Annotated in this window: 19 protein-coding genes; 3 read left to right on the top strand and 16 right to left on the bottom strand. The window is 61.0% G+C overall.

All coding sequences use genetic code 11. The features are described from left to right. Positions 1-170: 170 nt before the first annotated feature. Positions 171-434 (top strand): 30S ribosomal protein S20, encoded by a 264-nt coding sequence (gene rpsT / locus I6I12_RS03750; RefSeq protein WP_023020958.1) that lies wholly within the window; start codon positions 171-173, stop codon positions 432-434. A gap of 84 nt (positions 435-518) precedes the next feature. On the opposite strand, the gene I6I12_RS03745 is transcribed toward rpsT, so the two are convergent. Then, positions 519-1097, bottom strand: a complete 579-nt coding sequence (locus tag I6I12_RS03745) for a TetR/AcrR family transcriptional regulator (RefSeq protein WP_023020957.1) — start codon at positions 1095-1097, stop codon at positions 519-521. A gap of 331 nt (positions 1098-1428) precedes the next feature. Here I6I12_RS03745 and I6I12_RS03740 point away from each other — a divergent pair, with 331 nt between their 5' ends. Both I6I12_RS03740 and I6I12_RS03735 read left to right on the top strand, forming a co-directional pair. Next, on the top strand, positions 1429-2271 hold the full coding sequence (locus I6I12_RS03740; RefSeq protein WP_023020956.1) for a DNA adenine methylase: 843 nt from the start codon (positions 1429-1431) through the stop codon (positions 2269-2271). Further along, on the top strand, positions 2264-3616 hold the full coding sequence (locus I6I12_RS03735) for a type II restriction enzyme (protein WP_200288747.1): 1353 nt from the start codon (positions 2264-2266) through the stop codon (positions 3614-3616). Before I6I12_RS03740 ends, I6I12_RS03735 begins: the two co-directional genes overlap by 8 nt. Here I6I12_RS03735 and I6I12_RS03730 read toward each other — a convergent pair. The 15 genes from I6I12_RS03730 to proB all read right to left on the bottom strand — a co-directional run bounded on the left by I6I12_RS03730 (position 3613) and on the right by proB (position 16381). Next, entirely contained in the window at positions 3613-4260 is a 648-nt protein-coding gene (locus tag I6I12_RS03730; protein WP_023020954.1) for a LysE family translocator, read from the bottom strand. The genes I6I12_RS03735 and I6I12_RS03730 overlap by 4 nt on opposite strands. Further along, positions 4257-4646: an ankyrin repeat domain-containing protein gene (locus I6I12_RS03725; RefSeq protein ID WP_023020953.1), complete on the bottom strand. Its 390-nt coding sequence runs from the start codon at positions 4644-4646 to the stop codon at positions 4257-4259. Before I6I12_RS03725 ends, I6I12_RS03730 begins: the two co-directional genes overlap by 4 nt. 10 nt (positions 4647-4656) lie before the next feature. Next, a complete protein-coding gene (holA, locus tag I6I12_RS03720; protein ID WP_200288746.1) occupies positions 4657-5634 on the bottom strand; it encodes a DNA polymerase III subunit delta in 978 nt (325 codons plus the stop codon). A gap of 1 nt (position 5635) precedes the next feature. Beyond that, on the bottom strand, positions 5636-7048 hold the full coding sequence (locus tag I6I12_RS03715; RefSeq protein WP_200288745.1) for a ComEC/Rec2 family competence protein: 1413 nt from the start codon (positions 7046-7048) through the stop codon (positions 5636-5638). A gap of 18 nt (positions 7049-7066) precedes the next feature. Next, complete coding sequence (locus I6I12_RS03710) at positions 7067-7753, bottom strand: ComEA family DNA-binding protein (protein ID WP_200288744.1); 687 nt, start codon at positions 7751-7753, stop codon at positions 7067-7069. Between the two features lie 99 nt (positions 7754-7852). Beyond that, positions 7853-8728 (bottom strand): DegV family protein, encoded by an 876-nt coding sequence (locus tag I6I12_RS03705; protein ID WP_023020949.1) that lies wholly within the window; start codon positions 8726-8728, stop codon positions 7853-7855. Beyond that, positions 8728-9426 (bottom strand): histidine phosphatase family protein, encoded by a 699-nt coding sequence (locus I6I12_RS03700; RefSeq protein WP_200288743.1) that lies wholly within the window; start codon positions 9424-9426, stop codon positions 8728-8730. Before I6I12_RS03700 ends, I6I12_RS03705 begins: the two co-directional genes overlap by 1 nt. Before the next feature lie 6 nt (positions 9427-9432). Next, the gene (gene rsfS / locus I6I12_RS03695; RefSeq protein ID WP_179387589.1) at positions 9433-9876 is read right to left on the bottom strand and encodes a ribosome silencing factor; all 444 of its coding nucleotides are present in this window, start codon (positions 9874-9876) and stop codon (positions 9433-9435) included. A gap of 146 nt (positions 9877-10022) precedes the next feature. Then, positions 10023-10640, bottom strand: coding sequence for a nicotinate-nucleotide adenylyltransferase (gene nadD / locus I6I12_RS03690; protein ID WP_023020946.1), 618 nt, complete (start codon positions 10638-10640; stop codon positions 10023-10025). After that, positions 10637-11593, bottom strand: a complete 957-nt coding sequence (locus I6I12_RS03685; RefSeq protein WP_200288742.1) for a cutinase family protein — start codon at positions 11591-11593, stop codon at positions 10637-10639. The genes nadD and I6I12_RS03685 overlap by 4 nt, the downstream gene beginning before the upstream one ends. A gap of 11 nt (positions 11594-11604) precedes the next feature. After that, positions 11605-12873, bottom strand: coding sequence for a glutamate-5-semialdehyde dehydrogenase (locus tag I6I12_RS03680; protein WP_200288741.1), 1269 nt, complete (start codon positions 12871-12873; stop codon positions 11605-11607). Positions 12874-12945: 72 nt separating this feature from the next. Then, positions 12946-13281 (bottom strand): hypothetical protein, encoded by a 336-nt coding sequence (locus I6I12_RS03675; protein WP_023020943.1) that lies wholly within the window; start codon positions 13279-13281, stop codon positions 12946-12948. After that, on the bottom strand, positions 13281-14186 hold the full coding sequence (locus I6I12_RS03670) for a D-isomer specific 2-hydroxyacid dehydrogenase family protein (protein WP_200288740.1): 906 nt from the start codon (positions 14184-14186) through the stop codon (positions 13281-13283). Before I6I12_RS03670 ends, I6I12_RS03675 begins: the two co-directional genes overlap by 1 nt. Further along, positions 14186-15115 (bottom strand): D-isomer specific 2-hydroxyacid dehydrogenase family protein, encoded by a 930-nt coding sequence (locus I6I12_RS03665; RefSeq protein WP_200288739.1) that lies wholly within the window; start codon positions 15113-15115, stop codon positions 14186-14188. The genes I6I12_RS03670 and I6I12_RS03665 overlap by 1 nt, the downstream gene beginning before the upstream one ends. Before the next feature lie 33 nt (positions 15116-15148). Next, on the bottom strand, positions 15149-16381 hold the full coding sequence (gene proB, locus I6I12_RS03660; protein WP_034660157.1) for a glutamate 5-kinase: 1233 nt from the start codon (positions 16379-16381) through the stop codon (positions 15149-15151). Between the last annotated feature and the right edge of the window lie 8 nt (positions 16382-16389).

The raw sequence follows: 16389 nt of genomic DNA, 5'->3' as shown, positions 1-16389 counted from the left end.
ATTGTATGTTGGTTACTTACTTGCCGGGCGCGTTGGTCGGGGCGGGCAGGACCTTGGGTTCGCTCTTCGAATACCAGCGCCGAGCGTGCCAGCGATTGCTGGCCGCGGGAATAGTCCGAGCAGGTCGGTTTCTATGTCAATCACTTTCGATTACTAAGAGGTATCTTTTCATGGCAAATATCAAGTCCAAGCAGAAGCGCGTTATCACCAACGAGAAGGCACGCCGCCGCAACAAGGGCGTTCGCTCCGCCGTCCGTACCGAGATCCGCAAGTTCCGCGAGGCCGTTGCCACTGGCGACAAGGCTGCAGCTGAGAAGCAGCTGCGCGTGGCATCTCGCGCCCTGGACAAGTCCGTGTCCAAGGGTGTCTTCCACCGCAACACTGCAGCCAACAAGAAGTCCGGCATGGCTTCCGCGTTCAATAAGATGGACTAAGAGCCATTGCACTGACAATCCCCCCGGTCGCACTCTACGGAGCGCACCGGGGGATTTTCTTAGCGTAGACCCGAGCAGTGAGGCTTAGGCCAGTTCGTCGTTGAAATAATCTTCGAAGATGGCGCCGGCGTTGCGGAAGGCTTCACTAAGCGACGTTCCTCCACGGGTTTCCACAAAAATCTCGAAGGCGGTCAGAAACTGGGTGTGGATGATGTTGACGGTCGGCGTGAGGCGCGGATCGGAGGATTTCCAACCCTCACGGGCCTGCACGGCTTGGCGGAGGCGCTCAATAGTGCGGCTATTGCGCTGGTAATACAGGGCACGCAGCTTCGTATCCTTAGCTAGTGCCTTGGCCGTCAGCTGGGAAATTTCGGGGAAGAACTCATCACCCACGGCGCGGTCAAATACGGCTTTGGCCACGATTTCAGAATCTTCGCGCAGGCTTCCGGTGGGCAGTCCGGCGGCGAAATTCTGAAATTGGTGCTCTAGTTCCTCCGAAAATTCGGGACCTAAAACTGCCGATTCTTTGTCTTTTATGTAATTAAAAAGGGTACGGCGGGAAACGCCTACCTTTTGGGCGAGTTCCTCCATAGTAAACCCGCCGTATCCGGCTTCGATGACGAGGTTGAGCGCAGCGACTCGGATTTGTGATATACGCGGCATAAATGCCCCTTTCTGTCCCGACGCTCTAAGGGCCTTACTTTCGTTTTCTAAACCCTTAAATCTTTAGGTGAAAATGGTATTTCCCTACAAACTAAGGCGTTTGGGGTGATTTTATTACCTAATATTCGACTATGGAAACAGCCGTGCGCACGGGAAGAATTTACTACCGGCATGGCCGTACGTTTAGGCCCGTCATAGAACTATTTAACAAAGCTGTGATGTTAGACAACCAAAGTACCTGTACGGCCAGCCCTCCGCTCCAGTTATCCGCCCGCACGTTCGAAAGCCCAATGGTGCTCGTGTCGGGTAGGGCCGCTAAGATGAGTCAACGATGAAAAACGTTAAGCCACTGGTGAAATGGGCGGGCGGAAAGCGCCAGCTCTTGCCACATATCCACGCCGCCCTACCGGCGGATGTCCCGCGGCGGTTTTATGAGCCCTTCATCGGTGGCGGCGCGGTGCTTTTCTCGCTCCAACCAGCAAGCGCACGGGTCAATGATCTCAATGCTGAGCTCATCAACCTATATGAGGTGGTACGCGGCGGCGTCGACGAGCTCATTGCAGAACTCGTGAGCTATCCCAATGAGGCGGAGTTCTTCTATGCGCTGCGCGCAGTGGACAGGGATGCGAAGCGGTTTGCCGCCCTCTCCCCCATCGAGCGTGCTGCACGAACGCTGTATCTCAACCGCACCTGCTATAACGGTCTGTATCGCGTGAATACGGCAGGTCAATTTAATGCGCCGTTCGGGCGCTATAAGAATCCCACCATTTGCGATGAAGACACGCTGCGTGCGGTGCACCGCTATTTTGCGGAAAATGAGGTGATCTTTTCCCAAGGCGATTTCGCCGCAGCGGTGGCAGAAGCAGGCGAAGGCGATTTTGTCTATTTCGACCCGCCCTATGACCCAGTCAATGTGACGAGCTCGTTTACCGGCTATCAAAAGGGCGGCTTTGACCGCGCGGAGCAAGAACGGCTCAAAGAGGTCTGCGATGAGTTGGACGAACGCGGGGCAAAGTTTCTGCTGTCGAATTCGGCCACCGAGTTCATCCGAGAGCTCTATGCGGATTATGAGGTAGGCATCGTGGGGGCAACGCGGGCGATCAATTCCGTCGCTTCGAAGCGCGGCAAGGTCGATGAGGTACTGGTGCGCAATTATGAGGTCAGCGGTGACTAGCGGGCCGAAGGCGCACGCGGGGCGGGAGCTGCAGGAGGAGCTGCGGGCACGTTTTGGCGTTCCGGAGTCGGTGAAGCTAGGCGTTAATGACTGGGGTTGGCTGCGCATCTTGGCGGCTGGCTACGGCGAAGAATTGGAACGGCGCGGGTATTTTTTCATCAGCGCGCGGGAAGTGGAGAAAATCTCTGCTCGGCAGCCACGGTTGATGGCCAAGCATGATTTTTCCACCTCGCGGCCTTGGATCTTTCAGCGCCTGCAGCTCGGCATCGTGCCGGTAAGCCGCAGCGAATACTTGGTGGGCCGGTTCAACCTCTACGAGAAGTTTCCGCAGGCACAGCGCGGGGAGGTACGTACGCTGCAGCTGCCAGCGGGTCTAGATACCCTCTCGTTGGAGGGGGTGAGCTCGGAGGCGGTGGCGTTAAATGGGGCGTCGGCAAGCGGGATGCTAGAAGACTTTCTGGCCTGCGGGCCTTTGCAAGCTACGGTGGCAGGCCGCATGTCCACGCGCGAGATGCAGGTGCGGCTACCGGACCTGGGCGTGGAGGTGGCGGTGGACCGCGCACAGATGGAAATCGACGGCGGTTTTGAATCGCTCGAGCATCTAGTGCTGGTGGAGGCGAAAAATCACCTCTCGGATGATTTCAATATCCGGCAGCTATATTTTCCCTACCGGCGCTTCCAACAGCGCCTGGCAAAGGAAGTGGTACCGGTTTACCTGGTGTATTCCAATGGCATTTTCCACCTATACCGCTATGAATTTAGGGATCCGGCCGATTTTCGCAGCATTGCGCTGGTCGATAGCGCCCGCTACGCACTGTCGGCCTCGCACCTGGATGCGCAGGCATCGCTGGATATCGTTCGGGCGGTGGAGCCCGACGTCGAGCCGGAGGTGCCCTTTCCGCAGGCCAATAACTTTGAGCGGGTGGTCAACCTCTTGGAGCTCATGGCGCTGCAGCCGCTGAGTAAGGCAGAGATTACTCAGCGCTATGATTTCGATCCGCGGCAGGCGGACTATTATGCCAACGCCGCGCGCTACCTGGGGTTGGCGGTGCCGGTGGATGAGGCCTGGGAGCCCACCGAGCGCGGGAGGAGAATTATCGAGCAGCCGCAGCGCGATGCCCGAAATGCGGCGCTTATACGGACGTTGGCGGCGCGGCGGGTATTTCGCGAGGTGCTCGAACTCAGCTTGGCTCGCGGCGCGGTCGCCAGCACCGCGGAAATTATTGCGGCGATGGATGACCTGGGCCTGAGCTTAGCGACGTCCCGGCGGCGCGCCTCCACCGTCGCCCGCTGGACCCAGTGGGTGCTCGACACGGTGGCGGAGGGAATGCCGCGGCTGTTTTAGTGCAGGAGGTTCTGCGCGCCGGAGACAATAAGGACGATGCCGGCGATAATGAAAAACAGGCCCGAGCCGATATCGATCCACGGACCAGCGGCGATGAGCTTGCGGCGCACGGCGTTGGTAGAAATTACTGTGGCAACGACGAGGAAAAAGAGGAAGGCCGAAAGCGATAAGGACAGCGTCAACCCGATGGCCAACCAGATGGGAGGGCTGGCGGGAAGCAGCGGGGCGATCATCGCGGCGAGGAAAAGCACGATTTTCGGGTTGGACATATTCGTGGCTAATCCGACCTTGAAGGCAGAGCGTAGGCGCCCGAGTTGCGCGGCGGCGTCTTCCAGATCCACCGGCGGGTTGGCGCGCTGGGCGATGCCGCTGCGCAAGGCGCGCGAACCCATAAACACCAGGAAGCAGCCGCCAACGGCCTGAACCGCTCCCAAAATTTCCGGAAAAGCCGTCAGCAGCGCTGCGGCGCCGAAAACGGTGGCGGTGCACCAAAAGAGCACGCCGATTTGGATGCCGGCGGCTGCGGCTATGGCGTGGCGCCGCGAGCGGGTGGCGTAGCGGGTCACCAAAATAATGTCGGGTCCGGGCGAAGCGACGCCCACCAGATTCATCAACAAGAGGGTGAAAAAGGACGTCCAGGTCACTCCCCTGCCTCGCTTTCTAGGCGCGGGATAAGGTCCTCGCGGCCAAATATGCGGGCAGACTCCAGCGCGGAGGGATGGCCGGCGGCAGGGTCGGCGTGGGCGGCCAAGAGGGCGTCGATGACCGCATCTTCCTTTTTGAAAATGGCACCGGCCAGGGGTGATTGACCGCGGTCATTGAGCAGATTAACGTCCGCGCCGACGCGAGCAAGTGCGGTAACCAGCTCGGCGTGGCCGTGATAGGCCGCGAGCATGAGGAAGGACTGGCCGTCCTGGTTCACGAGGTCAATATTTACGCCGTGGTCGATATAGGCCAGGAGGTCCAAGCTGCCCTCGCGTGCCATGTCAAAGAGCCGACCGGCGAATTCCTGCACTTGCGTCTCAGACATAGCTTCTAGCTTATCGCGCCAGTTCCGCGACTCGTTTGAGGGCCGCCTCTATGGCGAATTCGGGCTCACCGCCTTGGCCTTTGACGGCGGCATCGAGTTCCGAGACGAGGATGACGGCCTTGGTGACATTATCGGCGGACCAGCGGCGAGCCACCGGCTGGGTCATCTTGACCACGTAGGGCGCTAGGCCGGTTTGGCTAGCTAAAGAATACTGGTCCCCGCGGGCGGAATACAGGCGGGCTACGGCTCCGACCTTATTGGCTAGCGCTGCGGCAATCGCCACGGGGCTGGCGCCAAGCTGCAGGGCGCGGCGGCAGGTGGACACGGCGGCTTCGACGCGGCCGGCAACGGCGGCATCGGCAATATCCCAATTGGCAACCTCGGCCACGCCGACGTAGTAGTTCTGCACGGCCTCGCGGGTGACGTTGCCGCCGGTATCGGACACCAACTGGGAGATGGCAGAGGCCAGCTCGCGTAGGTCAGAGCCCACGCCTTCGAGCACGGCATGGATGACGTCCGGGGTCGGGCGCACACCGTGGGAGGAGAATTCGCGGGTGGCCCACTGCCCCAGCTCATTGGGATAGAGCGAGAAGACTTCGTGAACCTCGGCAATCTTGCGCAGCTTGGCCACCAGTTCAGGTTGCTTCTTCTTTTTCTTTAGGGTCTTGGCCGTCACGGAGTAAATGATGACCATGGTCATGCCCGGCGCGGGGTTCGCGCAGGCACGCAGGATGATATCGACTACTTCCTTGCCGGCTCGCTCGCAGTCACTGATGACGATGACGCGACTATCTCCAAAAAGAGAGGGGCTAGTGGCCTCGAGGATTTCGCCCTCGGAGACTTCGGAAGCTTTAAGCTTGGTCAGCTCGGGGCGAGCACCGGTTGGGCCGCTCTCCTCGGCCGCGGCACGCTGAATCTGCAGGCGGGCGCGTTCGGTGAGGAATTCATCGTCGCCGAGGATGAGGTGTACTGGAGGCATGCTCGCCATTCTAACCTGCCGCCACACCGAGCCAGGCGATGCCCGCTAGCGTCAGCGCCAGAGTCAGCCAGGGGCGGTGATAGAGGAGGCCGGCAATGATCCAGGCGTAGGCCAGCAGCGTAAAAAGCGGGCTAGCGGGGATGGTGACCACCGGAAGGTGGGCCACGCCGTGGGCGATGGTATTAATCCACCACGAAAAGGGTTCTATAAGGCGCAGCAAGCCCGCACCTAGCACATCGAGTGGACCGAGCTGGGCTAAGACGGCGGCGATAAGCCCCACGATGGTAATCGGCACGGTGGCGGGCTCAACCAGGATATTGGCCAACACGGAGACCACGGAGACTTCGCCGGACATGAGTGCGACTAGCGGCAGGGTAACGATATCGGCGGCAATGGCCACAGCGACCGCGCGCAGAAAAATGGCGGGCCAGCCGGTTGTGGCCAAGTGTTTATAAATGAGCGGGCTAAGCGCCACGATGCCGAGCGTCGCCGCGCAGGAAAGGGCGAAGCCAAAGTGCACGGCGAGGTCGGAATCCACGAAGAGCAAGGCGATAATGCCGAGGCTTAAGGCATGAATCGGCTCCATGCGCGTGGAATTGAGCACGGCGAGCAGGCCCACTACCCCAGCGACGGCCGCGCGCTGGACGGAGGGTTCAAAGCCCACGAGCACAACATAGGTGGCCAGGGCGCACAGGGAGGCGGCCACGCGGGCGCGTGGCCCCAGCGCGAAGGCGGCGCAGACCATGGCTGCGGCGGAGCACACGATGGCGACATTTGCACCGGAAACTGCGCTTAAGTGCGAAAGGCCGGTGATGATATACAGGTCGCGCTCTGAAGAGCTTTGCAGGCTAGTATCGCCGAGCACCATGCCAGGAATCAGGCCCTGGCTGGAAGGACCGACGGTATCTACAACCAGAGCGCGAAATGTGTCGGACACGTGGGCCGCCCAGCCGGCTAGGCCTTCGGGCTCACCGGTTACCTGCACGTCTGTGGCAGTGGCGCTGAGCTTTCCGACGCCCGCCCTATCCGACTCCCTCACCTCCACCCTGGCCGTGAGTTCGGCGCCCGCAGCGGCCGGGACCGGTTCCGAGCTAAAGACCGGCAGTTGAGTCGGGTAGCCCGGCACCTTAAGCCGCAGCAGCCAGCCGCCCGTGCTGGTCTGCGTCGGCGCGGTGGTCAGGCGGCCGGTAACCTCGGTGCCGAGGTCGAACGCAGCGGCACGGGCCTGGCGCACCGCGGCAACCAGCGCCGCGGCTGTCGCGACCATTCCGGAAAATAGCGCTTGGCCCCATTGGCGGGCGATCAGGCAGCACCCGACGACCGCCGCAATGATAAAGATTGCCCAGCCACGGCCGCCTAGCAGCACAGCAACGACAGCCAGCCAAGCGGTGGCCGCGCCGGGGACGAGCCGCAGTTCTCGCATCGCGTGCTCGTACTCAGCTTAGAGCTGGACCTGGTCTTTAAGCTGCGCTAGCTTCGCCGGTCCGATGCCGGTGACCTCGAGTAATTCCTCAATATCTTGGAAGCCGCCATGTTCCTCGCGGTACGCCACGATAGCTTGCGCGGTGACCTCACCAACGCCCTTGAGTTCTGTAAGTTCCTCCGCGGTGGCGTTATTCAGGCTCACGCCGCCGGTACTGATGCCGTTTCCGCCGGATGGGGCTGGTTCGCCGGGTGCGGGAGGTGGGGCGGCGCCGGAGGGAAGGATGTGGAGCTGCTGGCCGTCGGAAAGCCGCTGGGCATGGTTGAGCGCGATTGTGTCTGCACCGGGAAGGGGTTGAGCGGCGTCGAGGGCATCGGCGACGCGCGCGCCGGGCTCGAGGGTCTGCAAGCCGGGCTCGGCCACCTCGCCAATGACAGAGACGATGATTTCACTGGGCTCTGCACTGGGTGCAGTGCCAGAATCACCGCTTATTGCCGCAGGCTCGGGCATGCCCGAGGATTCATCGGAGCGGGCGTTGATGCCAAGCCACGCCACCACGCCGACGACGAGAATGACCGCCACGGCGCAGGCTTGCCACGGGCTAATGCGCAGACGCGGGCGAGGATAATCGACGGCGAGGAGCTCTTCCTCACCGGTGGGTTGGGTAAATTCGCGGAGTCGTTCGCTAATCTTGGGTGCCGCCATGGCGCTGAGAATAAAGCCGTGGGCGCTAAGGCAGTAGGTACAGCGAAGGCGGGCTGTGGATAACTTGTTGGGGACGTCAACGAACCCGGCGCACTGGGCCTAGTTATCCACAGAACGGCGCGGTGGGAAGGCGCGTGGTCGACCACGCGTGTGAGGATGCGCTGGATCGGCGGGAGGCTCCGAGCTAAACACCGCAGATACGCCGATGGCGGAGGGGCCGACGTGGACGGAGAGGACGTCGTTAAGCGGGGTGCAGATAAAGGACGAGCCCTGCGGCAGGGCCGCTTCAAGCAGCGCCTCCAGCTTGGCGGCCGCGCCTTCGGCGTGGTTGTGCTGGATGGCGACGAAGACCGGCTTCCCGTTGGCGCGGGAGGCAATGAGGTCTACTAGCTTGGTAAAAGCCTTGGTCTGGGTGCGGGTTTTTCCCACCAGCTCCAGCTTGCCGCGGTTAATCGACATGATCGGCTTGGTGGCCAAAAGCGCCGTAGATAACACGGCTGTGGCCGGCGAAAGGCGGCCGGAGCGGCGCAGATCCTCCGTGGAATGCAGGTACACCCAGGTAGCCGCACGCTTGAGGGTGTCCATGGCCGCAGCGTAGCACTCCTCCAAGCCGGCTCCGCGGGAGGCGACCTTGGCTGCGGACATGGCGGCCGCACCCATCGCCATGCCGGCCGACCCGGAATCAATCACCCGCACCGTGTGCGGGAAAACGCCCGAAGCAGTCACTGCGGCGGAGTAGGTGGAAGAAAGCTCTTTGGATAGGTGTATGGCCACCACGCCATCATCCTGAGAGCGCTCCATTTCGCGGCCATAGGCGGCTGCCAGCTCCAGCGCGCTTAATCCCGAAGTAGATTGCTCCAAGCCATCCTTGCCGTGGCGTTCCATGAGGTGGAGGTCAATGACGGTGATGGATAGCTGCTCCGCCAGCTCCCGGGGCAGGCCCGCAGCGGAATCCGTAATGACGCGAACCGCCACTAGATATCCGCCCCGCCATCCCCGGTGACCTCGCCGCCCATATTCCAACCGTCGAAGTACCACTGGGCATTACCCACATTATCTGGGGTGAAGTCTAGCGAGGACAGCGGCGCTGCCGGGTTAAAGTCCGGGCGAGCAGTCAGCTGCGACCAGTGGGTATTCTTCAGCCCCGAAAGGATCCCGTACTGCGCGTGGTCAAGGCCAAGCAGGTGGCAGGTAAGCGCCGAGATGGCCCCGCCATGGGCCACGATGAGGACGGGGCCGGCGTCCCAGCCGGCAAAGTCTTCCATGAGCTCATCGATGACGGGGCGGGCACGCTCAGCCACGTCCACGCGAGACTCCCCCTCCGGCGGGGCCCAGGTGGGATCGTGGCGCCAAATGGCGCGCGCGCCTGGAAACTCCGCATCTACCTCAGCAGAGGTTCTGCCCTGCCACTGGCCCAAGTGAGTTTCGCGCAGGCGGGCATCCGTGCTGAAGTCCACGCCGAGGGCTTCGGCGACGACGCGGGCGGTTTCCTTCGCACGAATGAGATCGGAGGCAACGATTTTGGACACGCCCTGATCCTGGAGCAGGCGCGCGGCAGCGCGGGCCTGCTCATAGCCCAGCTCAGACAGCTCGGTATCCAAGTGGCCTTGCATGCGGCCGGTGGCGTTATAGGTAGTTTGTCCGTGGCGGATCAGGATCAGGCGGCGACTCATATGGGTTTAAAGCTCCTCGTCCTCACCTGGGACCTTATCGGCCAGTGGGAGCTCGTCGATGGAATCTACCTCACGCGGGTTGACGCCATTGGTCCATTCGCCCGGACGCTCCGGGGCTTCGATGCCCTCAATCTCCAGTGCCGGGCAATCATGGTAAAGGCGGTCCAAGCCGTAGAACTCGCGCTGGTCATTGCGCTGGACATGGACGACGATATTGCCGTAATCCAGCAGCACCCAGCGATTTTCGCGGTTACCTTCACGGCGCTGCGGTTCAAAGCCCTGCTTGGTCATCTCATCTTCGACTTCATCCACAATGGAGCCCACCTGGCGCTCGTTATCTGCAGAAGCCAGCACGAAGACCTCAGTAATTGCGAGGACATCGGAGACATCAATAGCCGCGATATTGGTGGCTAACTTTTCTTGCGCCGCGTGTGCCGCGGTTTCTGCCATGCTGCGGGCGAGATCAGAAGTAGACAATGTGTATAAATTCCCTTTTCGCGTCTGAGTGCATTCGAAATGAACTATCTCTAGTGAGAATCTATTCTTGCACGTTTAGCAGGCCCGTGCCCAAAATCTGGGAAAGGCCGTGAAAGTTTCTACAGGGGCTTGTCCGGGTTGGGACCGTAGAGATTGTTTTTGGTGATGTACTGCACCACTCCATCCGGTACGAGGTACCACACGGGCTGGCCTTGGGCAGAGCGCTCGCGGCACGCGGTGGAGGAAATGGCCATGGCGGGGATATCGATGAGGTCAATATCCTCTTGCGCATCGGCAGGCAGCATATCAGCGCTTAATTCGTATCCTGGGCGGGTAACCCCCACGAAGTGCGCCATCTCCAGCATCTCTTCCCAGTTATGCCAGCTCATAATGGAGGCCAGAGAATCGGCGCCGGTAATGAAATAGAACTCCGCTTCTGGGAAAAGCTTACGCAGATCCCGCAGCGTATCGATGGTATAGGTAGGCCCCTCGCGGTCAATATCTACCCGCGAGACGGTAAAACGCGGATTGGATGCGGTTGCCACCATCGTCATCAAGTAGCGGTGCTCGGCCGCAGTGACCTCGCGGTGAGACTTCTGCCAAGGCTGACCTGTGGGCACAAAGATGACGCTATCGAGGGCAAAGCGATGCGCGGCCTCACTGGCGGCTACCAAGTGACCGTTGTGGATGGGGTCAAAGGTGCCACCCATGATGCCAATGCGCTGTGGGCTAGTCATGGGTGGTGATTATAGTCCCCGGCCGAGGAGGGAGTAAGCAAGGTGGCGAGGGAGTCGGCAAAAGCGGCGTCGCCAAGCGAGGGCTCTACAAAATAAGAAGCATGGCGAGCCGCCTTGGTAGCCAACGCGTCGTGGGCGGAGGCGAGGTTCAGGTCGCAAACGAAGTCTCCGTCCAAGCAATAGTTAAGCCGGCGCGAGTCCGGCAATGCCGCAGGTTGTAAGAGCAAACGCTGCGGTAGCCAGCCCGCCATACCGTGGGGACGGCTGAGGGGATTGCCCAGGTAAACTGCCCCCGCGAGCTTGCCTCGTTGTGCAAGGTAGCGCTCCGCGCTGGTAGCGACAATGGCGCCTTGGGAGTAGCCAGCCGTAATATAGCGCGGCTGGCAGCCTGTTTCGCGCTCATACTTTTCCACCACGCGCGGAGCGTTGGCCATGCCGGTGCGCAAACTATGTACAAAACCAACGGTGACCGAATACGCCAGCTCGTGCAACGGATGCTCCATCACTACCCCACCGAGGCGGCGAATAAGCTGGAGCGGATTCAACTGTTCACCTTCCTGCGCCAGCGGCGGCAGGTTCATTGACGCCGGGTATGCCTGGGGGTCAAGGGCGAGGACATGGACTTTATCCATCGTGCCGGGATGGCGTTTTTCCACTAGATGAAAAAGCGCGGAGAGGTTTGCCCCTTCATAGCCATTCGACGGCGCGGCATGCGGCGAATACTGCTGCGGTCCGAAATACTCGCCGTATTCCTCATTCTGGTCGGAGCCACGAGCAGCCAAAACAACGAACTCGGGACACCCAGCAGGCTGCGGCGATGGGGCGGATTGTGCTGCTGCCTGGGGCACGACCGGGGCAGCATTCGCGGTGGCGGCGGCGGGGGCTATAGAAACGGCAAGCGCCGCCGAGGCGCTTAGGGCGACGGCGGCACGGAAGAAAGCAGATCGAATCATGGCGGGGAGAATTATGGACGGGTCTGACCTGTACCCTGCAGGATCCACTTAGAAGAGGTGAGCTCCGGCAGCGCCATTGGGCCACGGGCGTGCAGCTTCTGGGTGGAAATGCCGATTTCGGCGCCCATGCCGTAGACCTCGCCATCGGTGAAGGCGGTAGAGGCATTGAGCATCACCGCGGCGGCATCCACCTCGTTGCCGAATTTCACTAGGACATCGGCGTCTTGCGCGGCGATGGCCTCGGTGTGGCCAGTGGTGAACTCGGTGATATGCGCGATGGCGCCATCTACGCCGTCGACCACCTTGGCGCAGATATCCATAGATAGTGACTCCTCGCGCCAGTCTTCATCGGTGGCCTGCACGGCATCCTTGACGCCGAAGGCCTCGAGCTCGGCGACGTCGCCGTGGATGGTCACGCCAGCATCCTGCAGCGCGGCGATGATGCGGAGCTTGACGGAGTCATCCAAAGCGGCGTCGATAAGCACGCACTCCGTGGAGTTGCACACGGAGGTGCGGCGGGTCTTGCCGTTGATGACCATGTCGATGGCCTTATCAATGTCTGCAGAGGCATCCACGTAGAAGTGGCAATTGCCGGTGCCGGTCTCAATGGCGGGGACGGTGGCGCCGGTAACGACGGCCTCAATAAGCTTTGCGCCACCACGCGGAATAACCAGGTCCACCAGACCACGGGCGGTAATGAGGTCCTGGACGGAATCGTGCGTCTCGCACGGCAAAAGCTGCACGGCCTCGCGCGGCAGGTCAAACTCAACGAGGGTATCCTGCAAGATTTCTACCAGCTTGGTGTTGGAGTTGCGGGCGGATTTGGAGCCACGCAATAGCGGCACATTGCCGGACTTGATGGCCAAACCGAAGGCGTCCACGGTGACGTTCGGGCGGGCCTCATAGACCATGCCCATGACACCGAGCGGCACGCGCACCTGCTTCATCTGGATTCCGTTATCCATGGTGCGCCCCTGCAGGATCTCCCCTACCGGGTCCTGCAGGCCAGCTACCTGGCGCAGGCCGCCGGCAATGCCTTCCACGCGCGCGGCGTCGAGAGACAGGCGGTCAATAAGGGACTCGGACATGCCGCGTTCGCGGCCGGCATCGATATCCTGCTTATTGGCGGCGAGAATGGCTTCGGTGTGGGCAATGAGGTTGTCGGCTGCGCGCTGCAAGATCTCATTCTTGCGCGGCGTGGACAGCTGCGCCACAACGGGCGCGACTTCCTTGGCAGCACGGGCTTTGGACAGAACTTCTTCGCGTTCAGTGTTGCTCATGTCATACCAGCCTAACGAAAGGCCGCGCGCTTTTCAGCCAGTTGGGCGGCAAGCACCCGCACGGTGGTGTCCTTATTGGCCGAGCTCGCGGCTCCGCTTGTCGGATGCCCGGCGGCGGCGCTTCTCGTCCTTCCGCTCGAACATGAGGTATTCCTCTTCGTAATAGCTCAAGTTATAAACGTGGCGGGCTCCGGCCGAGCATATAAAACAGATAATCGGGATAACCCAAAAATAGGACCAGTGGAAGAAGAAATAGCCGAGCACAACGGAAAGGATGGTGGCCGCCCAGGCAGCATAATCGACCGCCTGTACCTTCTTCCGGCGCTCCTTCATATCCGCGACCTCGGCTTCGGTGGGATTAAAAGAGCTCCCTTGATAAGAACCGTCTTGTGAGGCGGCGTTGTCCATTAATAACCCGCCTGAATATCGACTTCCGTGGGGATTGCTTCACCTGCGGAGTAGCGCTCCATGACCTGTACTGTATGCGAGCCGATGCGCCGGCGCACCGAATAGGGAGGGTTGGCCAGGTGCGGGGTGATGACCACGTTAGGCATGTCCCACAGTGGGTGCCCATCGGGCAGCGGCTCAGGGTCGGTGACATCCAAGCCAGCGCCGGCGATGTCTCCTGCCCGCAAGGCTTCGACTAGAGCATCGGTGTCCACCAGTGGTCCGCGGCCAACGTTAATAATCACGGCGTGATCGGGCATGGCACGGAAGGCAGCGGCATTAAAAAGCCGGTGGGTCTCGTCCGTTAGCGGCGCAAGCGCCACGAAATAATCGGCGGCTGGCCAGACGCGCTCAATATCGGCGGTGGCGAAGGTTTCATCGGCACCCTCCACTGGGTTGCCGGAGCGATTGACCGCGATTATGCGTGGTCCGAAGCCTTCCAGCATACGAATAAGCCGCTTGCCGATGCCCCCGGCGCCCACCACCGCTACCGTCTTATCTTCAAAAAGGAAGCTGGTATGAGCCTCAACCTCATCGCGGTTAGACCAGCTAGTCCCCACGCGCTTATGCGCATGCAAGTGGGCGAGCAGGAGCGCAATGGTAGATTCCGCCACGGTGGCGTCATACAGGCCGGCGGCATTAGACCAGCGGGCGGTGGTATCACGCATGACGTCGAGCAGGTGATCCACCCCAGCGAAGGGGACCTGCACCAGGCCCACGCTCGGTGGCAGGGGCTGTGGGAAGTCGTCCGGACCGCCGTTGAAGATGAGAACCTCGGCGTCATCCAGTGGGGCACGCTCGTGGCCGGCTGCATCGAGTGCCTGCAGGGTTTCTTCCCACGGGGTGGGTAACATCGCGTACTTCATTAGTAGCCGGCCTCCACATCGACGCGGGTGGGCATAGCCTCTCCCCTCTCCCACGCCGCGGCATTGGCGTTGAAGATAGCGCCCAGGTGGTACTGCGCCACGTGCGCGGAAGCAGCCATGTGCGGCGTCATGGTGCAATTGGGCAGTTCATAGAGCGGATGGCCATCAGGCAGTGGCTCGGGATCCATAACTTCCAGCCCGGCGCCGGCGATCTCACCATCGCGCAGGGCCGCCACTAGATCGTCGGTTACTACGGTGCTGCCACGGCCGACGTTGATAAAGATGGCGGAGGGTTTCATCGCGCGGAAGGCGGCGGCATCGATTAACCCCTCGGTGTCCTTGGTCGCAGGCAGGATACAGAAAATGAAATCGGCCGAGCCCCACACGTGGTCGGCCTTATCCATGGGCACGACCTCATCGGCGCCTTCCACCGAGCGGCCGGAGCGATTGACCGCGGTAATGTGCACTCCAAACGGTTTAAGAAGCATAATAAGCTGCTTGCCGATGCCCCCAGCGCCAAAGATCGCTACCTTCTTCGGTCCTTGCTGGTTATAAAGCCACGCCTGGGTTTTATCCAGCTCCTGCGCTACCGACCACGAAGCGGCCTGGGCGAAGGCTTTGTGGTGGTGCGCCTGTGAAAGTGCCAGGCCAAGTGCAGATTCGGCCACCGGCTGGGCAAAAGCGCCGGCGGAATTGCACCACGGTACGCCGTCTGGGGTGATGACGCCGGCATCAATGAGCTGGTTTACGCCGGTAAAACAATGCTGCACCCAACCGATGTTCTCCGGCATCTCGGGGATGCGGCGCGGGTTGGGCGCATTGTTGATGTAGACCTCGGCATCTTCGAGGCTATTTACGCGTTCGTGCCCGGCAGCCTCGATATCTTCTACCATCGGTTGCCAGGTGTCCGGACCCATGAAATATTTCATGCCCCAACCATACGGGGAATCAGGGACTTGGGTTTAAATACGGGAGGCGAAGTTGGAGAGGTAATCGGCGTGAACAACTGAGCGGCGCTGCTCCTCAGGAAGTTCTTCCATCTTCTTTCCCTTAATACCGTGCAGTTCCTCGGAGTCGAAACGGACTTCGCCACGTCCGATGACCTCGCCATTCGGACCGAGGATATCGATGATTTCGCCCTTGGTGAACTCGCCTTGCACATCGGTAATGCCCACGGCCAGCAGTGAATTACCGCCCTCGGTCACGGCTTGTTTAGCGCCTTCATCGAGGCGGACGGCTCCGCCGGTATCTGCGCAGTAAAGTGCCCAGAACTTCCAGGCGGAAAGCTGGCGTTCCTCGCGGGTGTGGAAGACGGTGCCCACAGAGGCGTCGGCAAGCGCGGGGCCAATATTATCCGTGGAGGTCAACAGCACCGGAATGCCGCCGCGGGTTGCCAGGCGGGCTGCAGAGACCTTGGTGGCCATACCACCGGTGCCCACCTTGCCGCCATCGCCAGCTACAACGCCCTTCAAGTCCTTGCCGGTGCGCACTTCATCGATGAACTTAGCGTCCGGCTCGGCCGGGTTCTTGTCATACAGGCCATCCACATCGGAGAAGAGGAAGAGCGCATCAGCACCCACCAGGTTGGCCACCAGCGCGGAGAGGCGATCGTTATCGCCAAAGTGCATCTCCGAGGTAGCCACGGCGTCGTTCTCGTTGACGATAGGAATGGTACGCAGCTGGCGCAGGCGATCAATGGTGCGCTGCGCGTTGCGGGCGCGATCGCGGTGACCAGTATCTGACGCAGTCAACAAAACCTGGCCGATGGTGCGCTGATAGCGAGCAAAGGACTGGCCCCACACATAGGCCAAGTGCACCTGGCCTACAGAAGCGGAGGCCTGCTTGGTAGCCAGATCGGTGGGACGCTGGTGCAGCCCGAGCGGCCCCATGCCGGCGGCGACCGCACCAGAAGAAACGATAATGACATCGGAGCGGCCCATGCGCGCATGAACGGCATCGACGATGTGATCAATCTTTTCCTGTGAAACACGGAAATTCTCATCCGTGAGAGAAGAGGAACCAATCTTGACCACGACGCGCTTGGCGTGCGCGATCTCGTGGCGAAGTTCAGATTCAAAACCGGACGCTACCGGGTTCTCATCGAGCGGTTCTGGAAAGGGAGTATCGGCGGTAGGCCCGTCAAAAGGCTCTACCGGAAGTGGAAGGATGGGCTCTTTCTGTTGATCAGAAGACATGCCAACCG

The organism is Corynebacterium kefirresidentii (genome assembly GCF_016599755.1).
Classification (GTDB): Bacteria; Actinomycetota; Actinomycetes; order Mycobacteriales; family Mycobacteriaceae; genus Corynebacterium; species Corynebacterium kefirresidentii.
The sequence above is the reverse complement of the archived record's forward strand: the minus strand, read 5'-3'. Positions and strand labels throughout refer to the sequence as shown.